This window comes from Streptomyces sp. NPDC059852, from assembly GCF_042731455.1.
GTDB lineage: Bacteria > Actinomycetota > Actinomycetes > Streptomycetales > Streptomycetaceae > Streptomyces.
The window spans coordinates 163791-181058 of record NZ_JBHWJK010000014.1 but is presented as its reverse complement, the minus strand read 5'-3'; the positions used below and the strand labels follow the sequence as shown (position 1 = coordinate 181058).

The 17268-nt window shown below is 73.4% G+C and carries 15 protein-coding genes; 6 read left to right on the top strand and 9 right to left on the bottom strand.

Features of this window, described 5'->3' with window-relative positions; genetic code table 11:
• Window positions 1-45: 45 nt before the first annotated feature.
• The 5 genes from ACFV46_RS19975 to ACFV46_RS19955 all read right to left on the bottom strand — a co-directional run bounded on the left by ACFV46_RS19975 (window position 46) and on the right by ACFV46_RS19955 (window position 6533).
• Entirely contained in the window at window positions 46-3180 is a 3135-nt protein-coding gene (locus tag ACFV46_RS19975; RefSeq protein ID WP_385499032.1) for an efflux RND transporter permease subunit, read from the bottom strand.
• Between the two features lie 177 nt (window positions 3181-3357).
• Window positions 3358-4035 (bottom strand): response regulator, encoded by a 678-nt coding sequence (locus tag ACFV46_RS19970; protein WP_385499031.1) that lies wholly within the window; start codon window positions 4033-4035, stop codon window positions 3358-3360.
• A gap of 85 nt (window positions 4036-4120) precedes the next feature.
• Window positions 4121-5353 (bottom strand): histidine kinase, encoded by a 1233-nt coding sequence (locus ACFV46_RS19965; RefSeq protein ID WP_361934680.1) that lies wholly within the window; start codon window positions 5351-5353, stop codon window positions 4121-4123.
• A 72-nt stretch (window positions 5354-5425) separates the two neighbouring features.
• The gene (locus ACFV46_RS19960) at window positions 5426-5704 is read right to left on the bottom strand and encodes a hypothetical protein (RefSeq protein ID WP_062667645.1); all 279 of its coding nucleotides are present in this window, start codon (window positions 5702-5704) and stop codon (window positions 5426-5428) included.
• Between the two features lie 43 nt (window positions 5705-5747).
• A complete protein-coding gene (locus ACFV46_RS19955) occupies window positions 5748-6533 on the bottom strand; it encodes a PspA/IM30 family protein (protein ID WP_264158881.1) in 786 nt (261 codons plus the stop codon).
• A gap of 259 nt (window positions 6534-6792) precedes the next feature.
• Between ACFV46_RS19955 and ACFV46_RS19950 the strand changes: the two genes are divergently transcribed.
• From ACFV46_RS19950 to ACFV46_RS19940, 3 genes are all read left to right on the top strand, one after another.
• The gene (locus tag ACFV46_RS19950) at window positions 6793-7431 is read left to right on the top strand and encodes a DUF3043 domain-containing protein (RefSeq protein ID WP_361934765.1); all 639 of its coding nucleotides are present in this window, start codon (window positions 6793-6795) and stop codon (window positions 7429-7431) included.
• A gap of 83 nt (window positions 7432-7514) precedes the next feature.
• Entirely contained in the window at window positions 7515-8216 is a 702-nt protein-coding gene (locus ACFV46_RS19945) for a methyltransferase domain-containing protein (RefSeq protein ID WP_361934767.1), read from the top strand.
• A gap of 57 nt (window positions 8217-8273) precedes the next feature.
• Complete coding sequence (locus ACFV46_RS19940) at window positions 8274-9350, top strand: trypsin-like peptidase domain-containing protein (RefSeq protein WP_361934685.1); 1077 nt, start codon at window positions 8274-8276, stop codon at window positions 9348-9350.
• 42 nt (window positions 9351-9392) lie between these two features.
• Here ACFV46_RS19940 and ACFV46_RS19935 read toward each other — a convergent pair whose 3' ends face one another.
• Window positions 9393-9602, bottom strand: a complete 210-nt coding sequence (locus tag ACFV46_RS19935) for a hypothetical protein (RefSeq protein ID WP_062667600.1) — start codon at window positions 9600-9602, stop codon at window positions 9393-9395.
• A gap of 112 nt (window positions 9603-9714) precedes the next feature.
• On the opposite strand from ACFV46_RS19935, the gene ACFV46_RS19930 reads away from it, so the two are divergent.
• Entirely contained in the window at window positions 9715-10926 is a 1212-nt protein-coding gene (locus ACFV46_RS19930; protein ID WP_385499030.1) for a bifunctional adenosylcobinamide kinase/adenosylcobinamide-phosphate guanylyltransferase, read from the top strand.
• Window positions 10927-11102: 176 nt separating this feature from the next.
• Here the strand turns inward: ACFV46_RS19930 and ACFV46_RS19925 are convergent, their stop codons facing one another.
• Window positions 11103-11903 (bottom strand): class I SAM-dependent methyltransferase, encoded by an 801-nt coding sequence (locus tag ACFV46_RS19925; protein WP_385499029.1) that lies wholly within the window; start codon window positions 11901-11903, stop codon window positions 11103-11105.
• 203 nt (window positions 11904-12106) lie between these two features.
• Here ACFV46_RS19925 and cobT point away from each other — a divergent pair, with 203 nt between their 5' ends.
• On the top strand, window positions 12107-13189 hold the full coding sequence (cobT, locus tag ACFV46_RS19920; protein WP_361934691.1) for a nicotinate-nucleotide--dimethylbenzimidazole phosphoribosyltransferase: 1083 nt from the start codon (window positions 12107-12109) through the stop codon (window positions 13187-13189).
• Window positions 13190-13337: 148 nt separating this feature from the next.
• Here the strand turns inward: cobT and ACFV46_RS19915 are convergent, their stop codons facing one another.
• On the bottom strand, window positions 13338-14102 hold the full coding sequence (locus tag ACFV46_RS19915) for a hypothetical protein (protein WP_361934693.1): 765 nt from the start codon (window positions 14100-14102) through the stop codon (window positions 13338-13340).
• A gap of 73 nt (window positions 14103-14175) precedes the next feature.
• On the opposite strand from ACFV46_RS19915, the gene ACFV46_RS19910 reads away from it, so the two are divergent.
• Complete coding sequence (locus ACFV46_RS19910; protein ID WP_385499033.1) at window positions 14176-14955, top strand: adenosylcobinamide-GDP ribazoletransferase; 780 nt, start codon at window positions 14176-14178, stop codon at window positions 14953-14955.
• A 57-nt stretch (window positions 14956-15012) separates the two neighbouring features.
• On the opposite strand, the gene ACFV46_RS19905 is transcribed toward ACFV46_RS19910, so the two are convergent.
• Window positions 15013-17046, bottom strand: a complete 2034-nt coding sequence (locus ACFV46_RS19905; RefSeq protein WP_361934695.1) for a hypothetical protein — start codon at window positions 17044-17046, stop codon at window positions 15013-15015.
• Window positions 17047-17268 lie beyond the last annotated feature (222 nt).

The window sequence follows — 17268 nt, the reverse complement described above, 5'->3', positions numbered from 1 at the left end:
AACCGGTGGTTCCGGTTCGGGACCCGGCCGTCACGGATCAAGCGGTCAGACGGACGCGGGCTGCGTCTCGTCCGCGGAGGCGTCCGGCGCCGGCTGCCCGGGGCGGCCCGCCTTCCCGGCCCGCTTCGCCGCCCGCTTCTTCGCCCGGCGCTCCTTGCGCAGTTCGAGCACCGCGTAGAGCGTCGGGACGAGGAGGAGGGTCAGCAGTGTCGACGTGATCAGACCGCCGATCACGACCACGGCCAGCGGCTGGGCGATGAAGCCGCCCTCGCCGGTGACGCCGAGCGCCATCGGGAGCAGGGCGAAGATCGTCGCCAGCGCCGTCATGAGGATCGGGCGCAGCCGGTGCCGGCCGCCCTCGACGACGGCCTCGACGACGCCGTACCCCTGGGCCCGGTACTGGTTGATCAGGTCGATCAGCACGATGGCGTTGGTGACCACGATGCCGATCAGCATCAGCATGCCGATCATCGCGGGGACGCCCATCGGGGTGCCGGTCGCGATCAGCAGGCCGATGGCGCCGGTCGCCGCGAACGGGATGGAGACCAGCAGGATCAGCGGCTGCGCGAGCGAGCGGAAGGTCGCCACCAGCAGCATGAAGACGATCGCGATCGCCGCCAGCATCGCCAGGCCCAGGTTGGCGAACGCCTCGTCCTGGTCCTGGGAGACACCGCCGATGTCGGCCGTCGCGCCCGCCGGGAGCTTCAGCCCGTCGATCTTCGACTGGAGGTCGGCACTGACCGCGCCGGTGTTGCCGCCGGTCGGCTTCGCCGTGATGGTGGCGGCGCGCTGCCCGTCGATCCGGGTCATCGACACCGGGCCGTCCACGAGCTTCACGTCCGCGATGTCACCCAGCTTCACCGGGCCGAGGCGCAGCTCCCGCAGCTCCTTCACGGTGGTCGCCGGCTTCGCCGACTTGATGACGACGTCCCGCTCCGTGTCGTCCAGGGTCGCCTGCGCCGCGGTGGTGCCGCGGACCGCCTGGGCGACGGCCATGCCGAGGGTCTGCTCGTCGAAGCCGGCCGCGGCCGCCTTGGAGTTGGCCCGCACCGAGATACGCGGCACGCTCTGCGACAGGTCGCTGGTGACGTCGGTGACGTCGTCCAGGCCGGCCACGGCCTTGCGGACCTGCTCGGACGCGGTGCGCAGGACGCCCGCGTCGGCCGCCTTGACGACGACGCTCAGGTCCTGGGCGCCGAAGCCGTCACCGGCGGAGATCGTCGTCGTGCCGATGCCGTCGAGCTTCTTCAGACCGGACTCGATCCGGTCCTGCACGTCGTCGTAGGACGCCGAGTCCTCCAGCATCACCTGGTACGACGCCTGGTTGGTGTCGGTGCCGCCGCCGAAGGCGGCCATGAAGCCGGACGAGCCGATGGTGACCTGGTAGTCCTTGACGCCCTCGGTGCCGGCGAGCAGCTTCTCGACCTTCTTGGCCTGCGCGTCGGTCGCGGCGAGGCTGGTGCCCGGCGCCAGCTCCTGCTTGACGGTGAGCACCTCCTGCTCGCCCTGGTCGAAGAAGTTCGTCTTCAGCAGCGGCGCCATGCCGAACGTGCCGAACAGGACGGCGACGGCGATCAGCACACTGGTCAGCCGGCGGCGGGTCGCGAACCGCAGGACGGGCACGTAGATCCGCTGCAGACGGCTGCGGGCCTCCTTCTCCTCGGCCGCGCGGCGTGCCTCGTCGGCGTCCTCCGGGGTGCCCTTCGGGGCGCGCAGGAACCAGTACGACAGCACGGGCACGACCGTGAGGGACACCAGCAGCGACGCCAGCAGGGCCGCCGTCACCGTCAGGCTGAACGAGCCGAACAGCTCGCCCACCATGCCGCCGACGAGTCCGATCGGCAGGAAGACGGCCACCGTGGTGAGCGTCGAGGAGGTCACCGCGCCGGCGACCTCGCGGACCGCCTTGAGGATGGCGTCCTCGCGTTCCTCGCCGTAGCCGAGGTGCCGCTTGATGTTCTCCAGGACCACGATGGAGTCGTCGACGACCCGGCCGATCGCGATGGTCAGCGCGCCGAGCGTCAGCATGTTGAGGGAGAGGTCCCGCGTCCACAGCACGATCAGGGCGAGGACGACCGACAGCGGGATGGACACGGCGGTCACCAGCGTCGAGCGGATCGACGCGAGGAAGACCAGGATGACCAGGACCGCGAAGAGCAGTCCGAGCGCTCCCTCGGTGGTCAGCCCGTCGATCGACTTCGCCACCGCGGGGCCCTGGTCGCTGACGACGGTGAGTGTGGCGTCCGAGCCGAGGTCCGCGCGCAGCTTCGGCAGCTTGTCCTGGACGGCGTCGGAGATGGCGACGGCGCTGCCGTCCCGGTCCATCGTGACGGCGACGGCCAGGGAGGGCTTGCCGTCGGTGCGGGTCAGGGAGTCGGCCGGGGCCTGCTCCTGCTCGACGGCGGCCACGTCGCCGAGGCGTACCGGCTTGCCCTTGCCCGCGCCCGTGACGCGCAGGTCCTCGATCCGGTCGAGCGAGGTGAAGCCGCCGCCGACCTGGACGGTGCGGTTGGCGCCGCCCTCGTCGAAGGAGCCGGCGGGCAGGGTGGCGCCGCCGGCCTGGAGGGCCTTGGCGAGGTCCGCCGAGGTCAGTCCGGCCTTGGCCAGCTTGCCGTCGTCGGGCGTGACGGCGACCTGGAGGTCGCGCACACCGTCGACGGTGACCTGTCCGACGCCGTCGATCTCCTTGAGGGCGGGCACGAGCGTCCGGTCGAGCCGGTCGGCCAGGGCCTGCTGGTCCTTGCCGGAGGTGACGGCGAGGACGACGGTCGGGATGTCGTCCGTGGAGCCCGCGATGACCTGGGGGTCGACGGAGTCGGGCAGCTGGACGCGGGCCCGGTTGACGGCCTGCTGGACGTCGGCGACGAGCTGCTGGGTGTCGGGGCCGTAGTCGAAGGACGCCATGATCACGGCGTTGCCCTCGGCGGCGGTGGAGGTGACGCCGGTGATGCCGTCGACGGCTTCGAGGCTGTCCTCGATCGGCTCGACGACCTGCTTCTCGACCACGTCCGGCGACGCGCCCTGGTAGGGGGCGATCACCGACACCATGGGCAGTTCGATGGAGGGCAGCAGCTGCTGCTTGAGCTGGGGTATCGCGATCGCGCCGAAGACCAGCGCGATGATCGAGATCAGGCCGATCAGGGCTCGTTGCGCGAGGCTGAATCGGGACAGCCAGGACATGGGTGGAAGGTCTCTCTCCTGTGGGCGGAAGGCGCGGGCAGGCGGGCGGGCCGCGGCGCGCGGTACACGGGTGGGCGCCCGCCCCTACACCCTGGGCCATCGGGGAAGCCCGTTCCCTAGCCCCCAGGTCCATTTCTCACCGCGCGCCTACTCCGGGCGCAGTACGCGGGCTGGAGTTCACTCCACCCTCGGACGTACCAGCCCGGACTCGTAGGCGATGACGACGAGCTGGGCCCGGTCGCGGGCCCCCAGCTTGGACATGGCCCGGTTGACGTGGGTCTTCACGGTGAGCGGGCTGACCTCCAGCCGCTCGGCGATCTCGTCGTTGGAGTGCCCGCCGGCGACCTGGACCAGCACCTCGCGCTCGCGGACGGTCAGGGCGTCGAGCCGCTCGCCGCGGGCGGGGTCGTGGTCGGCGCCGTCGCCGTGGGCGAGGAAGCGGGCGATGAGGCTCTTGGTGGCGGCCGGGGACAGCAGGGCCTCGCCGCCCGCGGCGACCCGGATCGCGGCGAGGAGTTCCTCGGGCTCGGAGCCCTTGCCGAGGAATCCGGAGGCGCCGGCCCGCAGCGACCGCACGACGTAGTCGTCGACCTCGAAGGTGGTCAGTATGACGACGCGGACGTGGGCGAGGGCCGGGTCGGAGCTGATCATGCGGGTGGCGGCGAGGCCGTCGGTGCCGGGCATCCGGATGTCCATGAGGACGACGTCGGCCCGCTCCCGCTTCGCCAGCCGCACCGCCTCCTCCCCGTCGGACGCCTCGCCGACGACCTCCATGTCCGGTTCGGAGTCGACGAGCACCCGGAAGGCGCTGCGCAGCAGGGCCTGGTCGTCGGCGAGCAGGACGCGGATCGGCATACGGCTTCCTCGGCGGGCGCTGGAGGGGGAAGGGACCTGGTGCCACGACAACTGACGGAGGGTCCCGCGAGTTCCCGTCGGGCCGTCAGACCGCGTCCTCCGTGGCCCGGACGCCGGCCCCGACCGGCAGGATCGCGTGCACGCGGAACCCGCCGCCGTAGCGGGGCCCGGTGGTGAGGGTGCCGCGCAGGGCGGAGACGCGTTCGCGCATCCCGAGCAGGCCGTGGCCGCCGCCCGCGGTGCCGCCGTCCTGGCCGGAGCCGTCGTCGAGGACGGTGACCTCGATGTTCGGGCCGACGCGGACGACGCTGATCTCCGCCCTGGCGCCGGGCCCCGCGTGCTTCTGCACGTTGGTCAGGGCCTCCTGCACGACGCGGTAGGCGGCGAGGCCGACGGCGGCGGGCAGCGTGGTGTCCTGGTCGGCGCGGGCGACGTCGACCTGGAGCCCGGCGTTGCGGAAGGTGCCGGCGAGTTCGTCGAGGCGGTCCAGGCCGGGCGCGGGTTCGGTGGGGGCCTCGGGGTCGCCGGACTGCCGCAGCAGGCCGACCGTGGCGCGCAGTTCGTCGAGGGCGGAGCGACTCGCCTCCCGTACGTGGGCGAGGGCCTCCTTGGCCTGGTCGGGCCGCTTGTCCATGACGTGGGCGGCGACGCCGGCCTGCACGTTGACCAGGGCGATGTGGTGGGCGACGACGTCGTGCAGGTCGCGGGCGATGCGCAGGCGTTCCTCGGCGACCCGGCGGCGGGCCTCCTCCTCGCGGGTGCGCTCGGCCCGCTCGGCGCGCTCACGGATGGCGGTGACCACCGCGCGGCGGCTGCGCACGGCGTCACCGGCGGTGGCGCCGATGCCGGTCCAGGCGAAGATGGCCAGGTTCTCCTGGGAGTACCAGGGCAGTGGTCCGGCGAGCATCGCGGAACCGGTCAGCACGGTGACGGTGAGCAGGCCGATCCGCCAGGTCGTGGAGCGGTCGGTGGTGGAGGCGACGGTGTAGAGCGCGACGACCGCGGCCATGGCGACGGGGGCGCGGGGGTCGCCGGTGGCGAACTCCACGAGGGAGAGCGTGCCGGTCACGGCGAGGACCGTGATGGGGGCGCGGCGGCGCAGCACCAGGGCCGCGGCGCCGAGGGTCATCAGCAGCAGGCTGAGGGCGTCCGGGGTGCGCAGCCCCCAGGTGACGCCGTCCTCGCCGTGCGGGTCCACGAACGAGCCGGCCACCATGCAGGTCAGGACGGCGACGGCCAGCGCCGCGTCCAGGGCCAGGGGGTGCGCGGTGAGGTGCCGGCGGACGCGCGGCCCTGCGGAGGTCGTAACGGGGGCCAACTCGGTTCCTCGGGTGAGACGTGCCCGGTGTCGTGGGTGCGGCCGCCGGCCCGCACGGGGCGCGCCGGCGGGTCAGCCGGGGATGAGTCCGTCGTCGCTCAGCAGCTCCCGGACCTCCTCCAGGGTGGCGTCCGGGGACGGCAGGATGAGGTCCGAGGGCTCCAGGGAGTCGTCGGGCAGCGGGGTGCCCCGTCCGCGGACGGCGGCGAGCAGGGCGGTGAGGGTGCGGCGGAAGCCGGGGCCGTCGCCGCCCTCCATCTCCGCGAGCAGCTCGTCGTCCAGCTTGTTCAGCTCGGGCAGGTGGCTGTCGGACAGCCGTACCTGCCCCTCACCCATGATCCGGACGATCATGTCGCCCATCTCGGCCTCCTCGGCGTGGGACCCCGGCCGTCCGCTACTGCTTGTCGAAGCGCGGGGTGTCCTGCGGCTGCTGCTGGGACTGCTGCTGCCCGGTACCGCCCTCGATGGCCTGCTGGCCGGCCGAGGGGCCTCCCGCCAGCTCCGCCTTCATGCGCTGCAGCTCCAGCTCTACATCCGTACCACCGGAGAGCCGGTCCAGCTCGGCCTGGATGTCGTCCTTGTGCATGCCGGACTGGTCGTCCAGGGCGCCGGAGGCGAGGAGCTCGTCGATGGCGCCGGCGCGGGCCTGGAGCTGGGCCGTCTTGTCCTCGGCCCGCTGGATCGCCAGGCCGACGTCGCCCATCTCCTCGGAGATGCCGGAGAACGCCTCGCCGATCCGGGTCTGCGCCTGGGCCGCGGTGTAGGTGGCCTTGATGGTCTCCTTCTTGGTGCGGAAGGCGTCCACCTTGGCCTGGAGCCGCTGGGCCGCGAGGGTGAGCTTCTCCTCCTCGCCCTGCAGGGTCGCGTGCTGGGTCTCCAGGTCCGTCACCTGCTGCTGGAGGGCGGCGCGGCGCGACAGGGCCTCGCGGGCCAGGTCCTCGCGGCCGAGCGCGAGCGCCTTGCGGCCCTGGTCCTCCAGCTTGGACGACTGCTGCTGGAGCTGGTTCAGCTGGAGCTCCAGGCGCTTGCGGGAGGTGGCCACGTCGGCCACGCCCCGGCGCACCTTCTGGAGCAGCTCGAGCTGCTTCTGGTACGAGTAGTCGAGGGTCTCGCGCGGGTCCTCGGCCCGGTCAAGGGCCTTGTTCGCCTTCGCGCGGAAGATCATCCCCATACGCTTCATGACACCGCTCATGGGCTTCGCGCGCCCCCTTCTGACGGACTCCAGCTCCAGCACCTGCGACAGAACCCACAGTACGGGCCCTGCATCCATTACCGCACTGTTCGGGGACGGATGCGCTCATCCCCAAGGACGACTGCGTTCGCCTCCGCTCCGGCGTGAGGAGTAGGTGACCCCCGGGTGCGACCGCCGGAGGGAGCGTCCACGACGTCCCCTCTGTCCCCGTACGACGTCCGGTGTTGCCGGATCGTTCCCCACGGGGCTGGGGTCCAACCCCGGGCACCCCGTACCCTTGGGTTTTGTGTTCCGTAGCCGTGCCAAGGACGAGAAGGCCCAGGACGCCGACAAGGCGCCGGTGACCGACTCCACTCAGACCCGCCATCCCGAGGCCCCGAAGGGCCGCCCCACGCCGAAGCGCAGTGCGGCCCAGTCGCAGCGTCGCAGCGTGGCCAACACGTCGATGACGCGCAAGGACGCCGCCAAGCGGCAGCGTGAGGAGCGCCGTGCCGCCCTCGAGCGTCAGCGCCAGGCGCTGGCCACGGGCGACGAGCGGTACCTGCCCGCCCGCGACAAGGGCCCGGTCCGCAAGTTCGCGCGTGACTTCGTCGACTCGCGCTTCAACATCGCGGAGTTCTTCCTCCCGATGGCCGTGGTCATCCTCGTGCTGAGCATGGTGCGGGTGCCCGCGCTGCAGAACATCGCGCTGCTGCTGTGGCTCATCGTGATCGTGCTGATCGTGCTCGACTCGGTCGTCACGGCCTTCCGTCTGAAGAAGCGGCTCGCCGAGCGCTTCCCCGACGTCAACCGCCGCGGTGCCGTCGCCTACGCGCTGATGCGCTCCCTCCAGATGCGCCGGCTCCGGCTGCCCAAGCCCCAGGTCAAGCGCGGAGAGCGGCCCTGAGCGCTGCCGATTTCCCCGGGGGCGCGGCCGACGCCTGGCTCAGCAAGGTGGGCGGTCTGCGTGAGGTCGTACGGCAGGAGCTGGTGGCCCGGCAGCTCGACGAGCAGATAGCCGGGCGGTTCCCGGTCGGCAAGCGGCTGCGGGTGCTCGACGTGGGCATGGGCCAGGGCACGCAGGCGCTGCGGCTGGCCCGCGCCGGTCACCAGGTGACGGGTGTCGAGCGGGACGCGACGATGATCGCGGCGGCCCGCGCCCGGCTGGCCGGTGAGCCCGAGGGCATCCGGGAGCGGGTGCGGCTCGTCCAGAGCGACGGGCGCGACACCGGCGTGCACTTCCTGCCGGGCAGCTTCGACGTCGTGCTGTGCCACGGCGTGCTCATGTACGTCGACGAGCCCGATCCGCTGCTGGCCGGGCTGGCGCGGATGCTGGCGCCCGGCGGGTTGCTGTCGCTGCTCGTCCGCAACGGCGACGCGCTCGCCCTGCGCCCCGGTCTGGCCGGCGACTGGGAGACGGCGCTGGCCGCCTTCGACACCAGCGCCTACCGCAATCGTCTCGGCCTGGACGTCCGTGCGGACCGGCTGTCCGATCTGACGGCGACGCTCGCCGGGATCGGTGCGCCGCTGCACACCTGGTACGGCGTGCGGGTGTGCACGGACACGGCCGCCGACGGGGCGGAGATCCCCGACGACCTGGACACCCTCCTCGCGGTCGAGGAGCGGGCCGGGAGGACCGACCCGTACCGGGGTGTGGCGGCGCTGCTGCACCTGTGCGGGGTGCGCGGCTGAGCCCGTTCGGGTGCGCTCCACGGGCCGCGCGCACGGGCCCGGGCGAGACTCGGGGGCATGGAAGTTCGCCGTCCCCCCGTCCCGCGGCCGTCCGTCGCGGCGGCCGTGCTGCTGAGTGCCGCGCTGCTCCTCGCCGGCTGCTCCGGGCCGTCGTCGCCCCGCGATCCGCGCGACGCGACGAGCCAGGCCGCCGCGCCCCGGGCGAGGACGGCCGCCGACGACCTGCAGGACGGCTATCTGAGGGTGATCCGGGACGTCCTGCCGTCGGTCGTGCAGATCCAGGCCAGCCATGACCTCGGGTCCGGCGTGGTCTACGACGACGAGGGACACATCGTCACCAACGCGCACGTCGTCGGGAACGAGAAGACCTTCCGTGTGACGACCGCGGGCAGCGAGCGCGAGCTGACCGCGCGGCTCGTGGCGTCGTATCCCCCGCAGGACCTCGCCGTCGTCCGGCTGGACGATCCGCCGGACGGGCTGCGGCCGGCCACGTTCGGGGACTCCGCGAAGGTGCGGGTCGGGCAGATCGTGCTGGCCATGGGGTCGCCGCTCGGGCTGTCGTCCAGTGTCACCCAGGGCATCGTCTCGGCGACCGGGCGGACCGTCACCGAGGGCGGGGACGACGGCGGGACGGGCGCGACGATCGCCAACATGGTGCAGACGTCGGCGGCCATCAACCCGGGCAACAGCGGCGGCGCCCTGGTCGACCTGGACAGCCGGGTCGTCGGCATCCCGACCCTCGCCGCCGTGGACCCCGGCGCGGGCGGCGCGGCGCCGGGCATCGGGTTCGCGATCCCGGCGTCGACGGTACGGAAGATCGCCGATCAGATCATCGAGAACGGCCGGGTCACCGACTCGGGCCGGGCGGCGCTCGGCATCACCGGGCGGACGGTCGTGGACTCCGGCCTGGAGCCGGCCGGTGTGGCCGTCGTCGCGGTGCAGTCGGGCGGCGCCGCCGACAAGGCCGGGTTGAAGCCGGGCGATGTCATCACCCGCCTGGGTGACACGGACATCACCACCATCGCGTCGCTGTCGGAGGCGCTGGCCGCCGACGAGCCGGGGGAACGGACGTCGGTGACGTTCACCCGTGAAGGGGACGAGAAGAAGGCGGATGTGACGCTCGGTGAGCAGTGAGGGTGACGGGGGCGGGGGCACACGGCCCCCGCCCCCGTCGTGTCACGCCTCGGCGTGCAGGCTCATCGGCCCGTAGATCTCGGTGGCGTCCTCGAACAGGCGGACCTGGTCCGCACCGCCCTCCTGAAGTTCCTTCCAGTGCTCCCCGATCCATGACTCGGCGTCCCCCTGGGTGGTGAACTCCTCGGGCTGCACCGCGGGCTGGACCTCCGCCCCGTCGGCCTTCTCGAACCGCCACGTCCATGCCGCCATCTACGCCTCCAAGGTGTCAGCACGTGCAAAGGGAGAGCCGGAACGAGGTCCGGCTCCTGCGCTGAGCCTAGTCGGCTGCGCGAGACCTGCGCGGACAGGTGAAAATCGGGGCGTGGAACTGACTCTTCTCGGTACCGGCGCCCCCGCGGGACTCCCCCGCCCCGACTGTCCGTGCGCGGCGTGCGCGAGCGCGCTCGGCGAGGACGCGCGGGCCGCCACCGCGCTTCTCGTGGACGGGACGCTGATGCTCGACCTGACACCGGGGGCGGCGTTCGCCGCGGCGCGGGCCGGGCGTTCGCTGGGGTCCGTGCGGCAGGTGCTGCTGACGCATCCGCACAACGGGCCCGCCGTGGAGGTGCCGGCGGGGTTGCCGCAGCCGGGCCGGGTGCCGGACGGGCGGGAGCTGGCGCTGCTGACGGGCCATCGGGTGCGGGCGGTCGCCATGGACGCGCCGGGCACCGGCTACGAGGTGACCGGGCCGGACGGGCAGCGCCTGCTGTATCTGCCGCCCGGGTGCGCGCCGGCCGGGCTCGAGGAGGGTGCGGTGGGCCCGTACGACATGGTGGTCGCCGACGTCGTGGGGCGGCCGGACGCCCTGGCGAAGCTGCGGGCGGTGGGGGCGGTCGGGCCGGCCACGGACGTCGTCGCCGTCCATCTGGACCACGACGTGCCGCCGGGCCCCGAGCTGCGGCGGCGGCTGGCGGCGGCGGGGGCGCGGACGGTGCCGGACGGGACGACGCTGACGGTGGGCGCGTACGAGAAGGGGGCCGAGGTGCCGCGGGTGCCCCGGCGGACGCTGGTGCTGGGCGGCGCGCGGTCCGGGAAGTCGGTGGAGGCGGAGCGGCGCCTGGAGTCGTTCCCCGACGTGCTGTACGTGGCGACGGGCGGCACGCGGGGCGGGGACACCGAGTGGGCGCAGCGGGTCGCCGCGCACCGGGAGCGGCGGCCGGGGTCGTGGCGGACGACCGAGACCTGCGATCTGGTGCCGCTGCTGGCCGAGGAGGGGGCGCCGCTGCTGGTGGACTGTCTGTCGCTGTGGCTGACGGACGCGATGGACGCGGTCGGGGCGTGGGACGACGCGGTGTGGGCGGACGGTGGGGAACGGGCGTTGCGGGAGCGCGTGCGCTCGCTCGTCGAGGCGGTGCGGGCCACCCGGCGGACGGTGGTGGCCGTGTCCAACGAGGTGGGGTCGGGGATCGTGCCGGCGACGGCCTCCGGGCGGCGGTACCGGGACGAGCTGGGGCGGCTGAACGCGGCGGTCGCCGGTGAGTGCGAGCAGGTGCTGCTGGTGGTGGCCGGCCAGGCGGTGGTGCTGCGCGGCTGAGGGGGGCGGGGCTGTCCGTCGGCGGGTGCGGGTCGTGTGGGGCTGGGCGCGCAGTTCCCCGCGGCCCTCAGGGGACTACCGGCACCGGCGCCTTCCCCGACAGCCGGTCGGGCCGCGCGGCCCAGCGTGCCAAGAGCCGTCGGACGGCGGGTGCGGGGTGTGGCTTTCCCCGCGGCTCAGGGCGCTTTCGCGATGATTCTGTAGGCGTTCGAGAGGCGGGTGCGGCTGAGGAGGGGGGAGAGGAGGTGGTCCAGGGCCCAGGCCAGGGCCACCAGGGGGGCGCCCAGGCGGTCCAGGGGGGACGGGAGCAGGCGGGACAGGATCAGGGACGTCGTGGCCGCCAGGTCGTACGGGAGGTGGGCGGCGCGGTGGTCCGTGGCGACGACCGTGCAGCCGTGGGCCTCCAGCGTCTCGCGGAGCGCGTCGGCCGGCAGCAGGTGCAGATGGCCGGGGCGGCTGTGCGGGACCCAGGCCGGGCCGAGGAGCCTCGCGAACAGGCCGCGCGGGTTGGGCAGTTCGAGGACGAGGTGGCCGCCGGGGCGCAGTACGGCGAGGGCCGCGCGTAGTTCCGCGAGCGGGTCGGGGGCGTGCTCCAGGTGCCGGAACATGCTGACGACGTCGTAGCGGGCACGCAGCCGGTCCGTGATGCGGGGGTCCGTCAGATGCCCGACGTGGGCCTCCTCCACGCGCTCGGCGACCCGCGCCTGCAGCACCCGGTGGCCGGCGTCGAGGCCGTCGAACGCGGTGTAGGGGAAGACCTCCTTGGCCGTCTCGGGGAAGCGGCCGTATCCGGTGCCCACGTCGAGCCAGCTCTCCGGCTCGGGGAGGCCGAGCGCGGCGCGGGCGGCGGCCCGCAGATGGCGGGGGCCGCGCCGGGTGAGCCCGAGGTGGCGGGGGACGAAGGTGTGCTCCCGGCACGCGGCGAGGGTGAACGCGCAGGTGGTGTCCGGGCGTTCGGCGGGTGCGGTCGCGGTCATGAAGGACTCCCGGGCGTGGGCGTACGGCAGGGGCGTACGGCGGAGACGGTGCGAGCATGCCCCGACAATCCACTGCAAAACGGAACGTATGGGATGCCGATGGTGGGTGCAACGACGTCACCCGGGCGTGGTGACCGCGCGGCGCCGGCGCCTGGGCCGACGGGGGGCCGATCTGTTCGAGCGGTGCCGGTACTGTTCGGCGAATGAGCTCGCTTCAACTCGACGACTTCAGTGATCTGATCGAGCGCCCCGACGCGGGGGTGCGCCGTGACGCCGAGGCACGCCGTGAGCGCCAGAGTGTGCCGCCGGGGGCGCTGGGCCGCCTCGACGAGCTGGGCGAGTGGCTGGCCGCCGCCCAGTCCGCGGTGCCGGTGCGGCCGGTCGAACGACCCAAGGCCGTGCTGTTCGCCGGGGACCACGGGGTCGCCGAGCTCGGCGTGTCGGCACGCCCGGCGGGCAGCGCCGCGGAGCTGGTGCGGGAGATCCTGGAGGGGGCCCGGCCGGTGTCCGTCCTGGCGCGCCGGCTCGGCGTCCCGGTACGCGTGGTCGACATGGCGCTGGACTGCGACCCGGGCTCGCTCCCGGAGGACGTCGTACGGCACCGGGTGCGGCGCGGCAGCGGCCGTATCGACGTCGAGGACGCGCTGACGCCGGAGGAGGCCGAGGCGGCGTTCCGGGCGGGGATGGCGGTCGCCGACGAGGAGGCCGACTCCGGTACGGACCTGGTGGTGCTGGGCGACGTGAGCGTCGGCGGGACCACGGCGGCCGGGGTGCTGGTCGCGGCGCTGTGCGGGACGGACGCCTCGGTGGTCACCGGGCGGGGCGGGGTCGCCATCGACGACCTGGCGTGGATGCGCAAGTGCGCCGCGATCCGGGACGCGCTGCGCCGGGCGCGGCCGGTGCTGGGTGACCAGTTGCAGCTGCTGGCGACGGTGGGCGGGGCGGACCTCGCCGCGATCACCGGGTTCCTGCTGCAGAGTGCGGTGCGCAAGCTGCCGGTCGTGCTGGACGGGGTCGTGGTCGCCGCCTGCGCGCTGGTGGGCCAGCGGGTCGCGTTCCGGGCGCCGGACTGGTGGCTGGCCGCGCACGTCAGCGGGGAGCCGGGCCAGGCGAAGGCGCTGGACCGCATGGCCCTGGAGCCGCTGCTCGACCACGGGGTCCGGGTCGGCGAGGGAGCCGGCGGACTGCTGGCGCTGCCGCTGGTGCAGGCCGCCGCGGCCCTGGCGGCGGAACTGCCGGAGGCCCCGGCGAAGACGGACGAGCCGCAGGAGACCGCGGCGGACTAGGGCCTCTCGTTCGGATCATGCCGGGCTCGCGGGGTCTGGTGCCGCACCTCGCCGCGTTGTCGTCGGTTGCCATGGCTCCGCCATGGCGCCCTCCTCCGCCTTGCGATGCACGGCACCAGACCCGGCCGCGCGCGGGGGCCGCGGTGCGTCAGTGGCGTTCCAGGGCCCGGGCGGGTTCCGCGTCGGGGGCGCCGCCGAGCCAGTCCTGGAACCTGCGGCTGGGGCCGAGCCAGCGCCGGTCGTGGTGGTAGGAGCGCAGCAGGGATTTGGCGCGGGCGCGCGGGCGGCGGCGGTAGAAGCGTCTCGCCCAGGGAGACGTGGGCCGGGCCAGCCGGATGGCGCCGAACAGGGCCACGAACGGGACGACCACGCCGAAGACCGCCATCTTCGCCTTGCCCTTGTACAGGGCGAGCAGGGCGACCAGGAAGTTCCCGCCGATGGTGCCGAGCACCGTCCCCCGATTCTGCATCTCCTCCTGGTTGAGGTCGTTGACGCCGAAGGGGGCGTAGCCGAGCAGGAGCAGGCCGACGAGCGCGGTGGTGAGCACGACCATCTCGACGCTCTTGCGGCCGTCCTCGCTCCAGTACACGTCGTCCAGGTGCAGGATCAGCGCGAACTCGTCCATCACCAGTCCGGCGCCCACCCCGAAGACCACGGCGGCCAGGGCCGAGCCAAAGCCGTGCTGCCCGCCCGCGACCGCGCAGAAGCCGCCGATCACGGTGAGGATGATCCCGGGGACGACGTGGTGGATGTGGACGGAGCCGCTGCTGATATTACGGAAGGGGCCCTTGCCCGCCCGGATGAGGCGGGTGATGACCCGGGTGACGAGGAACGTCACCACGAAGGCGGTCAGAGCCAGGAGCAGGGGGAGCTTCCCCGGTTCGACGATGTTGCGCTGCCACCAGTCACCCATGTCCTCAGTGTGGGCGGGACGGGGGTGGGCTGCCCGGCGGGACGGACGTCCGGGCTACCCTGCGGGCGTGTCCATGACCCCACCGCCCGCCCACGGCCTCCGTTTCGCCTTCGGCACGCTGAGCGTGCTCCCGGTGCGGGTGGAGCGCTGGGACCGGGACGCGGCGCGCGGCGGGATGCTGTGCGCCCCCCTGGTCGGGGTGGTGCTGGGATGCGGTGCGGCGGCCCTGGCTCTGGCGTTGCTGTTCCTGGGCGCCGGTCCGCTGCTCGCGGCTGTCGCGGCGGCCGCCGTGCCGGCCGTCCTGACCCGGGGGCTGCATCTGGACGGGCTCGCCGACACCGCGGACGGGCTCGGCAGCGGCAAGCCGGCCGAGGACGCGCTGCGGATCATGAAGCAGTCGGACATCGGGCCGTTCGGTGTGATCACCCTGCTGTTCGTCCTGCTCACGCAGGTCGCCGCGCTGGCGCGGCTGTACGACGACTCGTGGGCCCGGGGCGCCCTGGCCACCGTCGCCGCGGCCGTCACCGCCCGGCTCGCGCTCACCCTCGCCGCCCGCACGGGTGTGCCGCCCGCCCGCCCGGAGGGGCTGGGGGCGGCGGTCGCCGGGGTGGTCCCGGCGCGGGCCGCGGCCGGCGTCGCGCTGGCCGTGACCGCGGTGGCCGCCGCCGCGGGGGCGCTCCTCGGTACGGACGACGTGGTGCGCACCGGGGTCGCGGTCCTGGCCGCGCTCGGCTGCGCCGAGCTGCTGCTGCGGCACTGCGTCCGCCGCTTCGGCGGGGTCACCGGGGACGTCTTCGGCGGGCTCGCGGAGACGGCGGCCACGACCGCGCTCGTCGTGCTGTCGCTGGGCTGAGCCCGGCGGGGAACCGCCGCCCGCCACCGGGCGGGCGGTCCCCCCACGGACGGGCGGCTACGGGAGCCGCAGCGTCACCGCCGTCTGGAGCAGCTCCGGCGTCGTCCACGCCGAGCGCAGACCCGCGTACGGGGTGCCGAACACGGCGGTTCCGAGGAGGAGTTGCTTACGGGTGCCCTCCGGGACGGTCACCGGGACCTGCACCCCGGAAGGGGCGGTCACGGTGACCTTGGAGCCGACCCGGTAGGCGGTCACCCGGTTCTGGGAGAGGGCGGTCTGCCAGGCGTCACGGCGCTTGAACTCGGTGCCGATGGCGCTCTGGCGGAGGTTCTCCAGCGGGGTGTTGTCCGCGAACAGGGCGCGGTGCTCGGCGAGCACCTTGTCCAGGACCGGGTAGAGGATCCGGTCCTCGGCCAGGTTGGACTGGTGGACGTAGTGCGGGCGCGGGTCGTTGGAGATGACGTGGCCGAGGGCGGCCCGGGCCTCCTGCGGCACGATGTGCTCGGCGTACCCGGTCGCGACGTCCAGCGGCTCGTCGAGGCAGGTGGAGGAGGAGCTGGACTCGCAGATCCCGCTGCCGCCGTCGGCCTTCGAGGTGTAGATCCAGTTGTACTCGTCGGCCATCTCCTGAGCGGTCCCCGTGTTGTAGTACACGTTCATCGGGTAGCGGGGGACGGTGAGGGCCGAGCCGACCGGGCGCTGGGCGGCCTCGCGGGAGTTGTCCGAGGCGATCCACTTGACCCCGTTGTCGGCGAGGGCGCCGGCCAGGTTGGGGTTGTCGTTCGGCTGCTGCGGCAGGTTCTTCAGGCCCGAGTGCTCGCCGGTCACCAGTTCGGTGCGGTCGAGCGGGAGACCCTTGGTCACACCCCAGGTGTGGTTGTCCCGGATCTGGGCGGAGATCTCCGACCGGCTCATGTACTGGACGGAGCCGTCGGCGTTCTTCGCGCAGCTCCACGGCACCGTGGAGGTGTCCTGCACACAGCCGAGGAACGGGTGCGTGTAGGTGTGGTTGATCCAGCGGTACTGGTTGCGGTCGGCGATCAGCCGCGCGGCGAGCGCGTCGGTGCCGCCGTGCTCGGCCTTCCACTCCTCGCCCGAGCCCGCGTTGTAGACCATGTCGAGCCGGAAGCCGCTCTCGCGCTGCCACTGGGCGGCCCGGACGGCGTCCTGCTCGGTCATCCGGATCGGCGGGGCCTCCTCGCCGCCGCCCCCGACGCAGTCGATGTCCCCGGGCGTGCAGTTGCGCTCGGTGTCCCAGCGGGCGTCGGGCGCGAAGACGTCGTCGACGTGCACGGCGAGGTAGTTACGGGCCTGGCCGAGGTGGACGCCCTGGGTCAGCCACTCGACGATGCCGCGGGCCAGCAGCCGGAACTGCTGCTGGTACTGGTTGTAGGCGAAGGTGACGACGAGCTGGCGGCGCCCGTCGGCGGTGTACTCGCCGACCAGGCTGCCCCTCCCGGAGCCCCCCGGCACCGGGATGTCGACGTAGCTGGTGAAGCCGGCGCGGGGCCGGGCGGCGTAGCCGTAACTCTCCGGCACGGACGGGTCGTTGTCCTCGAAGGTGAAGGCGCCGGCGAGATAGCCGAAGGCGCCGGCCCGGCCCTGCGCGGTGACCGCGGCCTCGTGTCCGTCGAGGCTGCCCGCCCAGCCGCCCTCGGTGGTGTAGTCGAGGCCGACCTCGGGATGGGCCCAGGTGTAGGCGTCCACCTGCGGGATGCCGAAGGTCCGCTCGAAGTTCTCGAGCGCGGTCTGCTCGGCCGAGCCCGCGCCGAACGGCGCCTCGTGCGGCAGTACGACGCCCTGGTACTTGGCGCGCGGGGTGCCGCCGACGGTGTCGCTGAGGAACGCGGCCGTGACGGACGGGCGGTTCGTGTCGTTCAGGTCGACGGTGGTGTACGGGATGCCGGTGCTTCTCAGCTGTGCCGTGATGGCCTGGACGGCACTGCCGCCGTCGTCCACCACCAGCACCTTGAGGTCGACGCGCGGTTCGGCCGCGGCCGAGGCACCGGGCACGCCCAGGCCCAGCGCCAGCAGTCCGGCGGCGGCGGACACGGCGGCCGTGTCTCTCCAACGGTGCGCTCTCTGCGCCATGGTTGTCCTTCCCCCCAGAGGATCCCCGGGCGCTCCACGTGGAGGAGCTACGGAGGATCCGTGGAAATCATGCGAAACGGCGAGCGGATCACTCGCCGGAAACCACACGAGTGTGACTCAGCTCACCGATCGCGGGGATCGGGAAGCGGCGCGACGCCACGGACGGGTGAACGACCGCAGGAATGAGCGAACGCTCACGCGAGCGTAGGCTCAGCCGCAGTG